At 75.2% G+C, this 15,160-nt stretch carries 13 protein-coding genes; 7 read left to right on the top strand and 6 right to left on the bottom strand.

From position 1 onward, the window contains the following. Positions 1-133 precede the first annotated feature (133 nt). The 4 genes from ACZ6Y7_RS06640 (at position 134) to ACZ6Y7_RS06625 (ending at position 2,786) form a co-directional block, all read left to right on the top strand. Complete coding sequence (locus tag ACZ6Y7_RS06640) at positions 134-796, top strand: hypothetical protein (RefSeq protein WP_465756727.1); 663 nt, start codon at positions 134-136, stop codon at positions 794-796. Next, entirely contained in the window at positions 793-1,797 is a 1,005-nt protein-coding gene (locus ACZ6Y7_RS06635) for a serine/threonine-protein kinase (protein WP_465756726.1), read from the top strand. Before ACZ6Y7_RS06640 ends, ACZ6Y7_RS06635 begins: the two co-directional genes overlap by 4 nt. A 24-nt stretch (positions 1,798-1,821) precedes the next feature. Further along, positions 1,822-2,196, top strand: coding sequence for a DUF1304 domain-containing protein (locus tag ACZ6Y7_RS06630; protein WP_465756725.1), 375 nt, complete (start codon positions 1,822-1,824; stop codon positions 2,194-2,196). Positions 2,197-2,288: 92 nt separating this feature from the next. After that, complete coding sequence (locus ACZ6Y7_RS06625) at positions 2,289-2,786, top strand: hypothetical protein (protein ID WP_465756724.1); 498 nt, start codon at positions 2,289-2,291, stop codon at positions 2,784-2,786. Positions 2,787-2,792: 6 nt separating this feature from the next. On the opposite strand, the gene ACZ6Y7_RS06620 is transcribed toward ACZ6Y7_RS06625, so the two are convergent. Next, a complete protein-coding gene (locus tag ACZ6Y7_RS06620) occupies positions 2,793-4,133 on the bottom strand; it encodes a streptophobe family protein (protein WP_465756723.1) in 1,341 nt (446 codons plus the stop codon). A 405-nt stretch (positions 4,134-4,538) separates the two neighbouring features. Here ACZ6Y7_RS06620 and ACZ6Y7_RS06615 point away from each other — a divergent pair, with 405 nt between their 5' ends. Together ACZ6Y7_RS06615 and ACZ6Y7_RS06610 are read left to right on the top strand one after the other, a co-directional pair. Further along, positions 4,539-5,957: a DUF6777 domain-containing protein gene (locus tag ACZ6Y7_RS06615; RefSeq protein ID WP_465756722.1), complete on the top strand. Its 1,419-nt coding sequence runs from the start codon at positions 4,539-4,541 to the stop codon at positions 5,955-5,957. A 149-nt stretch (positions 5,958-6,106) separates the two neighbouring features. Beyond that, positions 6,107-6,916, top strand: coding sequence for a nucleotidyltransferase (locus ACZ6Y7_RS06610; RefSeq protein WP_465756721.1), 810 nt, complete (start codon positions 6,107-6,109; stop codon positions 6,914-6,916). Positions 6,917-7,079: 163 nt separating this feature from the next. On the opposite strand, the gene ACZ6Y7_RS06605 is transcribed toward ACZ6Y7_RS06610, so the two are convergent. Both ACZ6Y7_RS06605 and ACZ6Y7_RS06600 read right to left on the bottom strand, forming a co-directional pair. Then, complete coding sequence (locus tag ACZ6Y7_RS06605) at positions 7,080-8,771, bottom strand: LCP family protein (protein WP_465756720.1); 1,692 nt, start codon at positions 8,769-8,771, stop codon at positions 7,080-7,082. Next, entirely contained in the window at positions 8,764-9,375 is a 612-nt protein-coding gene (locus ACZ6Y7_RS06600; RefSeq protein ID WP_465756719.1) for a DUF6542 domain-containing protein, read from the bottom strand. Before ACZ6Y7_RS06600 ends, ACZ6Y7_RS06605 begins: the two co-directional genes overlap by 8 nt. Before the next feature lie 375 nt (positions 9,376-9,750). Here ACZ6Y7_RS06600 and ACZ6Y7_RS06595 point away from each other — a divergent pair, with 375 nt between their 5' ends. Continuing rightward, positions 9,751-10,446: a transglycosylase SLT domain-containing protein gene (locus tag ACZ6Y7_RS06595; protein ID WP_465756718.1), complete on the top strand. Its 696-nt coding sequence runs from the start codon at positions 9,751-9,753 to the stop codon at positions 10,444-10,446. A gap of 20 nt (positions 10,447-10,466) precedes the next feature. On the opposite strand, the gene galE is transcribed toward ACZ6Y7_RS06595, so the two are convergent. The 3 genes from galE to ACZ6Y7_RS06580 all read right to left on the bottom strand — a co-directional run bounded on the left by galE (position 10,467) and on the right by ACZ6Y7_RS06580 (position 14,739). After that, positions 10,467-11,480: a UDP-glucose 4-epimerase GalE gene (gene galE / locus ACZ6Y7_RS06590; protein WP_465756717.1), complete on the bottom strand. Its 1,014-nt coding sequence runs from the start codon at positions 11,478-11,480 to the stop codon at positions 10,467-10,469. Positions 11,481-11,661: 181 nt separating this feature from the next. Further along, positions 11,662-12,348: a hypothetical protein gene (locus ACZ6Y7_RS06585; RefSeq protein ID WP_465756716.1), complete on the bottom strand. Its 687-nt coding sequence runs from the start codon at positions 12,346-12,348 to the stop codon at positions 11,662-11,664. Between the two features lie 153 nt (positions 12,349-12,501). Continuing rightward, positions 12,502-14,739, bottom strand: a complete 2,238-nt coding sequence (locus ACZ6Y7_RS06580) for an RICIN domain-containing protein (protein WP_465756715.1) — start codon at positions 14,737-14,739, stop codon at positions 12,502-12,504. Positions 14,740-15,160: the final 421 nt, after the last annotated feature.

The following is a 15,160-nucleotide window of genomic DNA, read 5'->3' as shown; positions in this document are numbered from 1 at the left end:
CGCGCGGGCGGCCACGGCGACGGCCACGGCGACGCCGGGTCGGGCCGGGCGGCCCCCGGTAGAGTGGGAACAGCCCTGTGGTGCGATTCGTGCCGCGCGCGGGGGTCGCGCGGCGGAGGAAATGTAGCCGCCCATGGACGAGTTCGCGTTCCGCCCCACCCACGTCGCCCCGCCGGGCGGCCTGGCCTCCTGGGCCGCCCCGGATCCGGCCCGGCCCTCCGCGCGGCTGGACTCGCTGCTGCCGCTGCAGCTGCTCGGCCACCAGGGCGACTGGGCACAGGTCCTGTGCTCCAACGGCTGGACCACCTGGGTGGACGGCCGTCTGCTGGTCGCCCTCCCGCAGCCGCCGCCGGCGGCCGGGGGCCCGCCCGCCCGGACGGCCGACCCGCGCCCGGCACTGGCCGAGGCCGAGGGCGCACTGGCCCGCTACCGCGCCCTGCTGGAGGACCTCGCGGCGGCCACCCTCGACCTGGAGTCCTTCCGGGAAGGGGCCCGCGGTCTGCGGCTGGGCCTGGTGGTGGACGGCGAGGCGCTCTGGGTGTTCGACCCCGTGCACGACCGGTGGTGCTACTGCGACGGCCTGCAGCTGCAGACGTACGCCGCCACCGACCGGCCGCCGTCCTCCGTCCCCCCGGCGCCGACGCCGCAGCCGGCACCGGCCCCGGGCCCCACGTCGACCCACACCCCGAGGAACACCCCGGCCCCCGTCCCGGGGCGCCCGCCGGGCCCCGCGCCCCGGCCGGGCGAAGCGCCGGCGCCCGGCCCGTACGCCCCGACCCAGGCCGGTGAGCCGTGAGCACCCCCGACCAGCCGTCCGCCCCCAGCCTGCCCGCCGGCCTGGTCGGGCGGAAGGTCGCGGGCTACCGGCTGGAGAGCGAGATCGGGCGCGGCGGCATGGCCGTGGTCTACCGGGCCAAGGACCTGCGACTCGGCCGGACGGTCGCGGTCAAGCTGCTGGCCCCCGAACTGGCCCGCAACGAGGTGTTCCGGCAGCGCTTCATGCACGAGTCCGAGGCCGCCGCCGCGATCGACCACCCGCACATCATCCCGGTGTTCCAGGCGGGCGAGCACGACGGCATCCTGTTCATCGCGATGCGCTACGTCGAGGGCGGCGACCTGCGCGCCCTGATCAACCGGGGCGGCCCCTTCGCGGTCGAGCGGGCCTCCCGACTGGCCCTGCAGATCGCCTCCGCGCTGGACGCCGCGCACGACCACGACCTGGTGCACCGGGACGTCAAACCGGGCAACGTGCTGGTCGCCGCCGGAACGGACAGCGAGCACCCCGAGCACCTGTACCTGGCGGACTTCGGGCTCACCAAGAAGTCCCTCTCGCTCAGCGGGCTGACCAGCGTCGGCCAGATCGTCGGGACGCTCGACTACGCGGCGCCCGAGCAGATCTCCGGCAAGCCGCTGGACGGGCGCTGCGACCAGTACAGCCTCGGCTGCGTGGTCTTCGAGATGCTGGCGGGCTCCCCGCCGTTCCGCCGGGAGAGCGACCTCGCGCTGCTCTGGGCGCACCTCAACGATCCGCCCCCCGCGCTGGACGAGCGCCGCACCGACCTGCCGTCCGCCGTGGCGGCGGTGGTCGCCCGGGCGCTCGCGAAGACGCCCGAGCAGCGGTACGCGAGCTGCCTGCAGTTCGTCGCCGAGCTGCGCGCGGCGTCGGCTGCCGCCCCGGTCCGGTGGGGTGGCGAGGGCCCGCCCACCCAGGTCGTGCCGGCGGCCGTCCCCGGCCGGATCGCGGTGCCCGAGCCGCCCGCGTGGGCCGCCCCGGTGGTCCACCCGCCGCTGTGGTGACACCCCCGAAGGGAGCACCGTGCCATGAACGCCGTGAGCCAGGTCTTCGCCATGGTCGCCGCCGCGATCCACCTGGTGGTGTGGCCGTTGGAGAGCTTCCTGTACGGCCACCCGCGGGTGCGCTACCTGCTCACCGGCAACACCGCGGACGCCCCCGAGGTCCGGCTGTGGCGGTTCAACGTGGGCTTCTACAACCTCTTCCTGGCCCTCGGCCTGGTCGCCGGCCTGGTCCTGCTGCACACCGGGCACAGCGCCTCCGGCCGCGCGGTGATCGTCTACATCGGCGCCTTCATGCTCGCCGGCGGGATCACCCTCTTCGTCTCCGAGCCCAGGCTGTGGCGCGGTGCGCTCGGCCAGGCCGTCCCGGCGGCGGTGATCCTTCTGGCCGAGGCGATCTGACGCTCCGTCACACCTTCCGTCCCCCGCCGCGGGGGGCTACAATCCGGCTGCCCTCCGCGACGGGCGCGGCGGCACGGCAGGGGGGTGGCCGAGTGGCACGGTCCTCGATCGGTGACCGGTACGTCGTCAGCCTCGGCTGCCGGGCGAGCGTGGAGCACGGGCTCACCACGACGACGGTCAAGTGGAGCGTCACCCGCCTGCCGGCCGGCGGCGCGCCCCGGCCCAAGAGCGGGGACCGGGAGATCTCCCTCATCTGCCCGCGCTGCACCCGCGCCCTCGCGGTCCGGGTGGAGAGCGCCGCCCGCGCGCGGGCCAAGCAGCTGGTCCACCGGAGCCTCGGCTGGCTGCTGCTGCTCTCGCTCCTCGTCACCGTCCCCCTGCTGATCGACCTGGGCGGCCGGACCGTCGAGGAGGGCGACCAGCGGACCACCGACACCATCGGCCTGCTCGTCGCCCTGGCCGCGGCGGGGGTGATCGTCGGCCCGTCCCTGCTGTTCAGCGCGAAGATGCACAGCGGCGTCAGGAAGCTGCGGCTCCTCCGGGACGACGGCACCAAGACCGCCCTGGTCCAGGGCCACCGGCTGTTCTGAACCGCCTCAGGGCCGCTCCTCCGCGACCTCGCCGGGGTGCCGCACCCGGGCGGCGAGCAGCCCACCGAGCGCGCCCGTGAGCAGGCCCCAGCCCGCCGCGAGCGGGACGGACGTCCACAACACCGGGCGCAGCACGAGGCTGCCCCCGGCGAGGCCGCCCAGCGGGTTCGCACCGCCGAGGGCGGAGCCGAGCAGGTCGGCGAGGCCGCCCTGGCCGAGGCCGACGCCCAGGACGGAGAGCCCGTACTCGGCGTCCATCCGGGTCCACAGGCCCACCAGCAGCATGGTGACGGCGGTGGCGAGCGCGAACCGCACGGCGTGCCGCCAGAGCCGGACGCCGCGCGGCGTGCGCCGGGCCGCGAGGAAGGCGGCCGCGAGCAGCAGGACGGCGGCGAGCGGCAGCAGCCACCAGGCGCGGGCGTCCTGGTCGGCCAGCGTGCCGAGGTCGACCGTCGCCTGCTGTCCGTCCGGCGCGCGCAGCACCTCGGCCAGCGGCTCGGGCACGGGCAGGCCGAGCCCGCCCTCCAGCCGGCCCCGCCACTCGGCTCCCAGCCCGAGGCCGAACGCCAGCCAGACCAGGTCCGGCAGGGCGAGCACCACCACGGCCAGGGTCTGCCGGGCGTTGCCGTGCACGATCGCGGTCAGCACCCCGGCGACCGCGCCGATCGCCAGACAGGCCAGCAGGACCGCCCAGAGCGCGAACGCCGCCGGACGCACGGCCGGTTGGTAGCGCACCAGGGCGGGCGGCAGCGGCGCCCGCCGGGACACCGCGAAGGTGGCCGCGAGGACGAACAGCAGCCAGGCCAGCCCGATGCCGATCGTGCTCGGGGCCTCGGCGTGGAAGCCCACCTCCGGGGTCAGGCCGAGGGCGCCGCCGATCGACTGCACCAGGTCGTTGCCGAGCGGGACGATGAAGCTGTGCCGGGCGCCGAGCGTGAGCAGGACGAGGGCGAGCACCCAGAGCACCACCGTCCGGACGATCCGGCCGAGCAGTTCGCCGCCGCCGGCCACCGCCCGGAAGCGCAGTTGACGCAGGAACACCTCGGCCATCGCGACCGCCCCGGCCAGCGAGACGGTCAGCGGCATCGCACTGATCCCGGCATCCACGGCGGCGAAGTTGCCCGCACCGCCGTCGAGTTGGACGGATCCGCCGACGGCGAGCGCCAGCGTCGCGGCGACCACGGAGGGGAAGCCGCCGTCCGGGAGGTCGTCGGCGCCGGCCAGCCAGAGGCCGAGCGCGGCCACCGCCGCCATCGCGACCACTCCCGCCAGCACGACGGCGAGCGCGTCCAGCCAGCCGCGGACGGCGCCGGGCGGGCCCGCGGCCCGGGTGGTGGGCTGCTGCATGCCGCCTCCTGCTCGCTCGTCGGGCGTCGTTCGTCGGGCCGACCGCGTGTGCGGGCCGGCGGTGTGTCGGACCGGACGGGTGCCGGACCTGCCGCCCGTCGGACCGGCCGGGGTGTCGCGCCGGTGTCGCCCCGGGCCGGGCCGACTCTGCCGACAGGCCGGGCCGGGCCGGTTCCGGGGCCCGGCCGGCCCGTCCCACCGGGTGTCCGGTCGGCGGGCCGGCCGCACCGGGTGTCCGGTCCGCCCGGTCGGCTTCCAGGGTGGCCGACGGACGGTGCGCACGCTCGGCGACGGGCGGCGCACCTGCTGTTGCGACGTACGGGGCACCGGGGGAGAAATGGAAACCGATGGCAGGAGCTTCCTGTGCCGGTCGTGATCGCCGGCCACCTGCGAAACGGAGCCTCGATGACCTCCCAACCGCCGCCGTCCGGCCCGCCGAGCGAGCCGCCGTACGGCCCTCCCTCCGGTCCGCCGTCCGGCCCGCTGGCCGGTCGGCCGTCCGGCGGGGGCGCGTCCGTGCCCCCGCCGCCCTCGGGCCCGCCCGGCGGCTCCGGACCGCCCTCGGGCGGCCGCAACGGTTCCAGCGGATCGGGCGGCAGGCCGCGCAGGCCGTGGTGGCGTTCCGGGAAGGGCCTGGCGCTGGCGGCGGGCACCCTGGCGGTGGCGGTGGTGGCCACCGTGGTGATCGTCAACAACCAGGGCAGCCACAACGAGGCCGTCCCCGCCGCGAACGAGGTGGCGCTGCAGCCGCCGTCCGATCCCGGGCCCGACCCCTTCACCCCGTCAGTGGAAACCCAGGGGATGAGCGCCCCCGCGCCCGCCTCCACCCCGGCGCAGCCCGGCGGCGCGACCTCCCACCCGGGTGGCGCAACCACCACGAACGGTTCACCGGCCGCCCTGCACAGCGTCGAAGGCAGCTCGGCCGGGCTGTACGGCGGGGTGATGGGCAAGTCCAGCTGTGACACCGAACGGCTGATCGGCATGGTCTCGGCCGGGGACAAGGGGCGGGCCTGGGCCTCCGCCGCCGGCATCGCGCAGGCCGACATCCCCGGCTACCTCCGCTCGCTGACCCCCACCTACCTGCGGGTGGACGCCCGGGTGACCAACCACAACTACAAGAGCGGCGCGGTGGTCGAGTACCAGTCCGCGCTGCAGGCGGGCACCGCCGTCCTGGTCGACAACCTGGGCGTGCCCCGGGTGCGCTGCTCCTGCGGCAACCCGCTGAAGCCGCCGAAGCTGGTGAGCAACGCCAAGTACACCGGGAAGGCCTGGGCGGGCTTCCAGCCGACCACACTGGTCGTGGTGGTGCCGGCGCCGCAGCCGGTGACCGAGATCGTCCTGGTGAACGTCGAGACCGGCGGCTGGTTCGCCCGGCTGACCGGGCGGGTCGAGATCGTCGACAAGCGCGTCGAGCCGCCGAAGGGCCCGCTGGTGCCGGGCGTCCCGCCGCCGGGGACGTGGACGCCCACCGCCCCGTCCGGAATGCCGACGGCCTCCGGGACCACGCCCTCGGGGTCGACCACCTCCGGGGCCACGACGTCGGGCTCGACCACCTCGGGTTCCACGACCTCGGGGTCGACCACCTCGTCGGGCGGGCCGAGCTCCTCGACGGCGACCTCCTCCAGTTCCTCGGGCACCCCGTCCGAGAGCAAGTCCTCGTCGAGCACCGCGGCCACGACCGCCTCCGGGACGACCAGCACCAAGGCGACCGTCACCAGCTCGGCCCCGCCCACCACGACCGTCCCCAAGACGCCCACCGCGTCCTGCGCGACCACCGCGCCCTCGACGCTGTCCCCCTGCCCGACCACTCCCCCGCCGAGCTGACCCGGCGCCTGCCCGCTGCCACCGTCCGCCCCGGCCGGTGGCAGCGGCCTTCCCGGGCCCGCAGGCCCGCAGCCCGCAGTCCGCAGTCCGCAGTCCGCAGGAGAGGAATTCGCTGGTCAGGGGGGCGGGCGGTGGGGCAGGGTGGCGGCATGGACACCACGCGGGGGCTGGACCCCGACGGATGCATCGCCCGCGAGGGCTCGCTCGACAAGGTGCCGGCCGCGTTCGGACCGGTGGTCGACGCCGCCCGTGCGCGGATCACCGCCGCCTTCGACCCCACCCGGCTGCACAGCGCCTACCTCTACGGCAGCATCCCGCGCGGCACCGCCGTCCCCGGCGTGTCCGACCTCGACGTGCTGCTGGCCCTGCACCACGAGCCGACGGCGGCGGACCGGGCCGACGCCGCGGCCGTGGAGGCCGCGCTCGACGCCGAGTTCGCGCAGATCGACGGGGCCGGCGTGCTGCTCTTCGCCACGGGCACGCTGCTCAGCGAGCTGGAACGCCACGACCTGGGGTGGTTCGTGGCCTGTCTCTGCACCCCGCTGCTCGGCGAGGACCTCGCGGCCCGCCTCCCCCGCTACCGCCCCACCCCGCTGCTCGCCCGGGAGACCAACGGTGACCTGGCCCTGGCCCTCCCCGGCTGGCGCGAACGCCTGGCCGCCGCCGGTACGGAGGCCGAGCTCCGGGCCCTCAGCCGGTCGGTCACCCGCCGGGTCGTCCGTACCGGCTTCACCCTGGTGATGCCCCGTTGGGGCGGTTGGACCAGCGACCTCGCCACCTCCGCCGAGGCGTTCGCCGCCCACTACCCCGAGCGCGCCGACCAGATGCGCCTGGCCGCCGCCACCGCCCGGACGCCGACCACGGACCGCGGCCACCTCGCCGGGTTCATCGACGACCTGGGCCCCTGGCTCGCCGCCGAGTACACCGCCGTGCACGGCGAGAAGGCCCCGCGCCCCTGACCGGCACCCCGGTCCGGCCTGCTCCGGCCGTCCCGGCGACGGCCGGGGCGGCGACGGCCGGGGCGGGGCACGGCTCGGTCCCCGCGGTGCCGGTCGGCGCCGGCCCGGCCCCGCAAGCTCGGCAATCCGCAGCCTCGCTCCCCGCCGGCTCGGCCCCGCAGGCTCAGTCCACGCAGGGGATGCCGCCCGCCTTCACCGCGGGCCCCTGCATCGGCAGGCCCGCCGCCGGATCGGTGGACGGGTCGCCCGGTGTGGCGCCCGAAGGCACCGCGGGGCCGGGGCTCGGGGTGCGGGTGGCGGCCAGGGTGAGCAGGACGTGGCCGGGCGGGACGGCGGCCGAGGAGGTGGCGGTGGCGCCGTAGCGGTCGGCGAGCTGCTGGGCGTCGGTCTTGGCGCCGGTGCCGTAGGCCACCGTGGTCACCCGGGTCCGCGCCGGAGCGTCGCCGATCTTGCCCGCCTGGTAGCCGAGTTCGGCCAGCGCCTTGGACTCGGTGGACGCCGCGCCGGCGCCGGCCGCCGCGTTGATGTCGACCACCGCCTTCGGGGGCCCGGCGGCGGAGGCGGAGGGGGACGGCGCCGGGTCGCCCGGGGTCTCGGCCGGGGCCTGGACGTCCGGCGCGGACTCGTGGTTGAACAGCTGCCGGACGATCTTCTTGATCAGCTCCGGGTTGACGGTGTTGACCTCCTGTCCGCCGACCGTCTTGAACCCCGCGATCGGCAGGGTGTTGAACTCGACGTTGCCGCCCGTCAGGTTCGGCGCCTGCTGGGCGAAGTCGAGGATGTTCCACTCGTTGTCGATGACGACGTCCTTCTTGATCACGCCGAACAGCTTCTGCATCTGCCCGAAGTCGTTCAGGATCCCCTGCTGCTTGAGCTTGTACTCGACGGAGGAGATGAACGCCTGCTGCCGGTGGGTGCGGTCGAGGTCGCCGTTGGTGAGGTGGTGGCGCTGGCGGACGAAGGAGAGCGCCTGGGCGGCGTTCAGGGAGCTGATCCCGGCCGGCAGTTTGAGGCCGGTGCCGCCGCCCTCGTGCGTCGCGGTCCGGGCGATGATCGGGTCGTCCACCGGATGGTTCAGGCAGACCTGGATCGGTTCGACGGCCTTGGCGATGTCGTAGAAACCGATCAGGTTGACCTCGGCGAAGTGGTCGATCGGGACGTCCAGGAGGCTCTGCACGGTCTGGATGGTGGCCGAGCGGCCCGCCTCCCGGCTCTGCCGCTCCAGCTCGGCCTTGGAGAGCCCCTTGCCGCCGAGTTTCTGCTCGGCCGCCTCCTTGGCGATGCCGTAGGCCTCCTTGATCTTGTGCATCTTTCCGTCGGCGCCGACGGTCTGCACGTAGTCGTCGCGCGGGACGGACAGCGCGGCGACCTTGCCGCCGTTGGCCGGGATGTGCAGCACGATCAGGGCGTTGGTGTTGTAGCCGCCGATCTCGCTGGAGCCGGCGTGCAGTTCGTCCTCGACGAACTGCTTGGGCAGGTCGTTGCCGTCCATGTCCTTGCGGCTGTCCAGGCCGATCAGCAGCAGGTTGACGGACTTGTCGAGGTGCGGCGGGGCGTTCTTCTTCGCCTCGCTCAGCGCGAGCGACTTGATCATGCCGTCGTCCAGGCTGCGGTACTCGTACCAGGTGAGGCCGCTGGCGCCGAGCACGGCCACGGACACCATGCAGGCCAGGGTGCGGCCCGCGGCGGTCAGCGGCGAGGTACCGCGCTGCCGGGCGCGGGCGCGCGCCGTGGCGGCGTGCCCGGTCGTCCGGCGGACGGCGGGGCTCCCGGCCGGTCGGCCCCCGGTCCGGTTCCCGCCGCGGTCGCCGGTCCGGCCGCCGTCGCCGTCGCGGCCCCGGTTGCGCTCAGCCACGGTGGCCCCTTCCGCTCGGGGCGCCCGCGCCGGCGGGCCGTCGGCGGTCGAGCACCACCCGGCCGACGATCACCAGCAGCGCCGCGCCGACCGCGGTGGCCATCACCGGGAACGCCCCGACCACCCAGCGCAGTGCGCCGGTGCCGAGGTTCCGGCCCTGGTACGCGTCGGGGTGCGCCGCGTACTCGACGCCCGAGGCGGCGAGCAGCACCACGACCGGGGCCGCCGTCACCACCCACCAGCGGCCCGAGCGGCTGCACACCGCCGCCGCGACGCCGGTGCCGAACACCGAGCCCATCGCGAACAGGAGGCCGACGCCGGGGCCGCCGAACTCGTCCGCGATCCCGCCCAGCACCGGCAGTCCGACCGCCGCGCAGACCGCGGCCAACCCGCCGCGGCGGCGGGCCTGTTGCCGGCGGCGCGCCGGGCCCGCCTGCACCCGTCCCGATCGCTCCGGTCGCGCCGATCGCTCCGGGCCCGCGTCCCCGGTGTCCGCCGCGCCCCCCGCGCCGGCCGCCGCGCGGGAACGCTGGGCCGGGAGGGCGCGGTCCTCGGTGCGCGGTCCCGCGTCCTGGTACGGCGTTCTCGCCCGCTGGCCGGCCATGCGCACTTCCCTCGATCGATCGTTGCGGCCGCGACGGCGCGTCCGCACCACCGCGGGTGCCGGAACGCCTCGGTCCCGGCATCGGTCCGTCCTCTACACCGCTGTAGAAGTCCGACTGGAGCCTACAAACCCATTTCAGCAAAGTCACCCGCCACCGACCGGCACCGGGCGAACCGTCCGGCGGGCCGTCGTCAGGGCGATCATGATCCCCGCCACGTCGGCACACCATGAGGAACGCCCCGAAGGCGCAGATCGTCACGTGTTTGACGGTCCGGAGAACCGCGCGGACGAGGCCACCGGGTAACCTGCCGCCGGGGACGGCCGATCGTACGGTGGTCGAACGAGCGCACGGGCGAGCGGGGAGGGCCGGCAGCGGTGAGCGAGGAACGGAAGAGCGCCGGCTGGGGGCGCTGGCTGGTGATCGGCGTCGTGGTCGTGGCCGGGCTGGGGCTCGTCCGCGGCAAGGGCCACGACGGCGCGACCTCCGCCGACCCCGCCCCCACCGCCACCTCCACCACCACCCCGTCCGCCGGCGCGACGCCCTCGACCGGCGCCCCCGCGGCACCGTCGAAGCCCTCCGGCCGGTACGACCCGGCCGACTACGCCGCGCCGGTCCGCCGGTACGCCGCCGAAGCCGGCGTCAACCCGCAACTGCTGATGGCGATCCTCTACAACGAGTCGTACAAGCCGCACGACCCGGAGTTCGAGAAGGCCTGGCAGCGCAGCAAGCCGGACGCCTCCTTCGGCATCGCCAACATGCACCGGGCCGCCTTCGACGACACCAAGCCGGGCCGCCCCTTCGCCTCCCGCCAGTGGGAGGAGCTCCCGGACGACCGCGACCTCGCCGTCCAGGCCGCCGCCTGGCACCTGCACGACCTCGCCGAGCAGCTCCCCGCCCGTCCGAGCGTGCCGCTGAGCCGGGACGAACTGGTGGCGCTCGGCTACAACGCGGGGGCGGGCAACATGCTGGCCTTCGCCCGGGGCGTCAAGATCGGCTCCCAGGCGCAGTCCTACCTGGACCGCCTGCGGGAGAACTGGACGAAGTCCGGCGAGGCCGTGACGGCGAGGTAGCACGTGGCCGGGAGGACCGGTCAGACGCCCAGCCGGGCCGCCCACGTGGCCCGCCAGGCGAGCGCGTCGGCGACGCCCTCGGCGATGCCGCGTCGCGGCTGCCAGCCGAGCAGCTCCCGGGCGGAGTCGACGACGGCGTAGCAGCCGATCACGTCGCCGGGGCGCGGCCCCGTCTCGCGGACGTCGAGCCGGGCGCCGACCGCCTGTTCGAAGGCGGTGACCAGCTCGCGGACGGTGGTGCCGTCCCCCGTGCCGATGTTGATCACCCGGTAGCGGTCCGCCGCGCCCGGGGCGATCACCTCGTCGAACCGCAGCAGGGCCGCGACGTGCGCCTCGGCGAGGTCCTGGACGTGGACGTAGTCGCGGATGCCCGAGCCGTCGCGCGTCGGCCAGTCGACGCCGGTCACGGTGAACGGGGCGCCGGTGGTGTGCGCCTCGATCAGCTTGCCGAGGGCGTGGGTGGGGTGGAGGTCCTGCAGGCCGGTGCGCAACTGGGGGTCGGCGCCGATCGGGTTGAAGTAGCGCAGGGCGATGACGCGTTGCCGCTCGGCGCCCTCGCCCCGGGTCCAGTCCTGGAGGACCTGCTCCATCATCTGCTTGGTGCGCGCGTACGGACTGGTGGCGTCCACCGGACAGCTCTCGTCGACCCGGGCGTCGGCGGTCGGCGCGTAGATGGAGGCGGAGCTGCTGAACACGACGCGGGTGCAGCCGAGGCGCTGCAGGGAGTCCAGCAGCTCGACGGTCTTGGCGACGTTCTCGCGGTAGTAGTACAGCGGCTTGGCCACCGATTCCGGTACGACGATCTTCGCGGCGCAGTGCACGGTGGCGTCGATGTCCGGGTGCTCGGTGAAGATCCGGTCGAGCAGGGCGGCGTCGGCGACGTCGCCCCGGTAGAAGATCCGGTCCTCGACGAACTCGGCCCGGCCCTTGGAGAGGTCGTCCAGCACGACGGGGGTGATCCCCCGGTCGAACAGGGCGGACGCCACCGTGCTGCCGATGAACCCCGCACCGCCGGTGATCAGGACCTTCTTCATGCGCGGCTGCTCCCTCGCGGTCGGCCGGGCGCCCGGTGGCGCCCGATGACCGGGAAGGACGCCGGTTCGTGCCCACGCGGTTCCCCGAGGGCCGTGGCGGAGACCTCGGCACGGGCTCCCTCGGGTGCGGGAGCCTCGGGTGCGGACGGCCTCGGGTGCGGACGGCCTCGGGCGTGGGTCCTCAGGCGCGGCGGCGTCGGCGGAGCCAGAGACCGGTGCCGACCAGGAGGACGGCTGCGGCGGCCGTGCCGATGGCGGCCCAAGTGGCGGTGTCGGAGGGGGAGTCCGAGGCGGCCGCGGCGGCGCCGGTGGGGGTCCGCACCGGCGCGGGGGCGGTCGTGGTCACCGGCCCGACGGTCGGCGCCGGGACGGGCGCGGTAGCGGTGGTGCTCCCGCCCGGCGGCGTGCCGGCGGCCCCGGCCGTCGGCGACGCGGCCGTCGGCGACGCGGCCGTCGGCGACGCGGCCGCCGTGCCCGCGGGCACCGGGTCGTCGATGACGGCCGCCTCGACGTCGAGCTCGCGCTGGGCGTGGCCGAGCGAGGGGAAGGCGCAGTCCACCGTCACCTGCCAGTGCCCGGCGGGCAGGATCTCCCGGGTGGTGTACGTCCCCGGCCGGCCCGGGACGGTGATCAGCCGCCAGGGGCCCGCGGTGCGGCCGTCCGCGGCGGTGGCGGAGAGCGTTCCGGCGAAGTCCGCGGTGACCGGGTCGTGGTCGTTCTCCCAGGTCGCGACGGTGGTGACGTGTCCGTTCTGCTGGCCGGTCACGTCGAGGTGGACGCTGTCGCCGTGGGCGGCGGCGGGTGAGGCGGCGGGCAGGACGGCCGCCGCGGCCAGGGCGCAGGCGGCGAGGAGCGTGCGGTTGCGCATGACGGGTGTTCCTCGTGGCGGTGGGGGACGGGTGCGGGAAGCAGGGGGCCGGGTGCGGCCGCCCCGGCGTGGGAGGCGGCCGCACCCGGCGGACGAGCCGGACCGGCGGGCTCGTGGGCCCGCCTGCGGTTCACGGGCTCACCGGTGTCCTGGTCACGTGGTCTTCAGCAGCGACCAGTTCTGGTAGGGCTTGCCGTTCGGCTGCTGCAGCTCCAGGAGCCAACCGCCGTAGTACCAGCGGTTGCCGAGCCCCAGCACCAGCGAACCGCCGTCCGCCGTCACGGTGAAACCGCCGTCGGCGGCGTTGAGCTGCCACTTCTGCGCGGCCGCGTCGGAGCAGGGCTGCTGGGCGACGTACTGGCCGGCCACCGGGGCGCCGCCCAGCTGCAGGCACTTGCCGGAGCGCGCGGACTTGATCCGCACCGCGCCGTTCCCGGCGTCCTCGAACTGCCACTTCTGGTTGGCGTAACCGGTGCGCTGGTAGGCGATGGCCACCGTGCCGTCGTTCATCGAGCTGCCCCACAGGTCGGCCGCCTGGCCCGTGAGGCCGTTGACCATGGTGTAGTTCGCACCGGGCTGCGGGCGCCCGGCGTCGGTGACGGTACGGAAGGTGGCGGCGCGACCGGGCTTGCCGACCGCACCGGCGGCGTCGCGGACGGCGACGGCCACGGTGTACGAGGTGCCGGGCGCGAGGCGGACCACGCCGACCACGGTCGCGCGGACGGTGCCGATCGTCTGGCCGTTCAGCAGCACGTCGTAGCCGGCCGCGGCGGGCGCGGCGGCCCAGCTCAACACGGCCGAGTTCTGGGTGACCTGGCTGACGCTCACGGCCGGACCGGTGTTGCCCGGAGTCGGGGTCGAGGTCGGCGTGGGGGTCGCAGTCGGGGTCGCGGTCGGCGACGGGGAGCCGGTCGGCGAGGGGGTGGTGCCGCCGGTGGGCGTCGGGGTGGGCGAGGGGGTGCGGGTCGGCGTGGGCGTCGGAGTCGGGGTGGGCGTGGGGTTCGGACCGGTGCCGCCGCCGGAGATGAGGAAGCGGTTGTTCGCGACGTTCCAGTGCGTGGTGAGGTAACTGCCGGGTGCGGGCGAGGTGTTGTAGTAGTCGTCGTGGTTGCAGTCCAGCCGGTCGTCATGGGCGCGGTCCGGGCACACCGTCCGCATCTGCGGGTAGTTCGGGGCGTCCGAGTAGCACATGATGTCCCACTCGTCGACGCAGTGCCCGGCCTTGCTGGAGTTGGGGGCGCTGTTGTTCACCGCGCCCAGGTTGTGGCCGAGTTCGTGCGCGGCGGTGCTGCCGCTCCAGCAGCCGGAGTCGGTCCGGCCGTACGAGGGGCCGAAGTTGCTCAGGTTGTCCTGGCTGGGGCGCTCGTCCCCGGCGAAGGTGCCGATCCCGCAGTACACCTTGGCGTCGGTGAACATCATGTACTTGCGGTCCTTGCGGTTGAACCCCTGCGCGGCGAGGGCCCGGTTGCTCGCGTTGAAGTCCTGGATCTCGGAGTCGGAGATCTGCACGTTCAACACCGATGCGGTGCAGTCGGATTCGGTGACGAAGCGGACGTGCCGCTCGCCGCCGGTCTCCGCGGCACTGGCGTTGTAGATGACGTCGACGTCGGCGGCCCACTTCTTGAACGAGGCCAGGTACTGGGCGAAGCGGTCGTTGCCCGGGGTGTGCACGTACACCACCTGGACGCGGTTGCCGGAGCTGCCGTCGCCCTCGCAGACCAGCTTCGAGCCCGCGGGCGCGGCCGGGGCGCCACCCTGGGCCGAGCCGGCGGCCGGGGCGTCGGCGGCGGCGCTGCCGGAGCCGCCGAGCAGGGTCTTCTGGGTGGCGTCCAGGACGGGCGCGGCGCCCTTCAGCAGGTCGGCGGCCGCGGGCGGCTGGGCGCCGGCGGTCGGCGTCAGCGCGGGCGCCTGGGCGGCCGGGGCCGCGACCGGCGCGACGTCCTGGTGGATGTCCACGCCCTTGGGCGGGACGTCCGGACCGTGGCTGCACTGGGTGCTGCCGGTGACCTCCAGGGTGCCGCCGCAGCGGTCGCTGCCCGGCAGGCTCAATCCGGCGTAGACCAGGCCGCGTTCGGGCTCGTCCTTGGGTATCGCCTTGAGCGGCACGGGCTTCTCGTCATGCTTCGGGGCGGGCGCCTGGGTGGCGCCCTCGGCGGTACCGGTCTCCCCCGGCCCGCCGTCGTCGCCGACCAGCCCGGCCCCCGACCCCGAGTTGTCGACCGCGTCCGCCGCGGCCGTGACGGCGCCGTTCGCGCCCGTCGGCTCCAGCGCGGTGCGGATGCCGAGCGTTCCCGCCACCAGTCCGGCCGCCACCAGGGCGGCGACCAGGGTGCTCCTGCGGGTGAGCCTGCGGCGCCTGCGCCGGCGAAGCTCGCTGCTCCGGTGTCCCATCGCGTTCCTTTCCTCGTGCGATGACCCGTGCCCCGTGGTGAAGGGGGGCCCGGGCCTTCCGACACTCCGGAGAGCGCACCGGACGACCAGGGATAACAGAAACCTCTTGCGAAAATCTTCGACCAGTTCGACCGGCCTGCGGCGAGCGGACGTTCGGGCCCGGTACGCAGGGGTGGTTCGGGTACCGTCGCCGACGACGTTGTCGGGCAGAGACCTTGACGACCGATCGGGTCCGGTCGCACGGACCGGGAGCGACCCGGCCCAGCACGTCCCGGGGCGGCTCGACACAGCCACGGCATCCGGGCACGGCAGGGCCGGGGAGCGCACTCGGGGGGTATGCGCTCCCCGGCATGGGGGGGGTGGCGGCCGCGTTGACGGAGTCCCGGAGCCACGCGACTCCGTCGGCCGTGACGGAATGCTA

The organism is Kitasatospora sp. NPDC053308, assembly GCF_055585785.1.
The sequence above is the reverse complement of the archived record's forward strand: the minus strand, read 5'-3'. Positions and strand labels throughout refer to the sequence as shown.

What these genes read in the sequence shown, in the direction of transcription:
- ACZ6Y7_RS06640 (WP_465756727.1), top strand. Translation starts at nt 134, where the DNA reads ATGGACGAGTTCGCGTTCCGCCCCACCCACGTCGCCCCGCCGGGCGGC.
- ACZ6Y7_RS06630 (WP_465756725.1), top strand. Translation starts at nt 1,822, where the DNA reads ATGAACGCCGTGAGCCAGGTCTTCGCCATGGTCGCCGCCGCGATCCAC.
- ACZ6Y7_RS06620 (WP_465756723.1), bottom strand. Translation starts at nt 4,133, where the DNA reads ATGCAGCAGCCCACCACCCGGGCCGCGGGCCCGCCCGGCGCCGTCCGC.
- ACZ6Y7_RS06615 (WP_465756722.1), top strand. Translation starts at nt 4,539, where the DNA reads ATGACCTCCCAACCGCCGCCGTCCGGCCCGCCGAGCGAGCCGCCGTAC.
- ACZ6Y7_RS06610 (WP_465756721.1), top strand. Translation starts at nt 6,107, where the DNA reads ATGGACACCACGCGGGGGCTGGACCCCGACGGATGCATCGCCCGCGAG.
- ACZ6Y7_RS06600 (WP_465756719.1), bottom strand. Translation starts at nt 9,375, where the DNA reads ATGGCCGGCCAGCGGGCGAGAACGCCGTACCAGGACGCGGGACCGCGC.
- galE (WP_465756717.1), bottom strand. Translation starts at nt 11,480, where the DNA reads ATGAAGAAGGTCCTGATCACCGGCGGTGCGGGGTTCATCGGCAGCACG.
- ACZ6Y7_RS06585 (WP_465756716.1), bottom strand. Translation starts at nt 12,348, where the DNA reads ATGCGCAACCGCACGCTCCTCGCCGCCTGCGCCCTGGCCGCGGCGGCC.
- ACZ6Y7_RS06580 (WP_465756715.1), bottom strand. Translation starts at nt 14,739, where the DNA reads ATGGGACACCGGAGCAGCGAGCTTCGCCGGCGCAGGCGCCGCAGGCTC.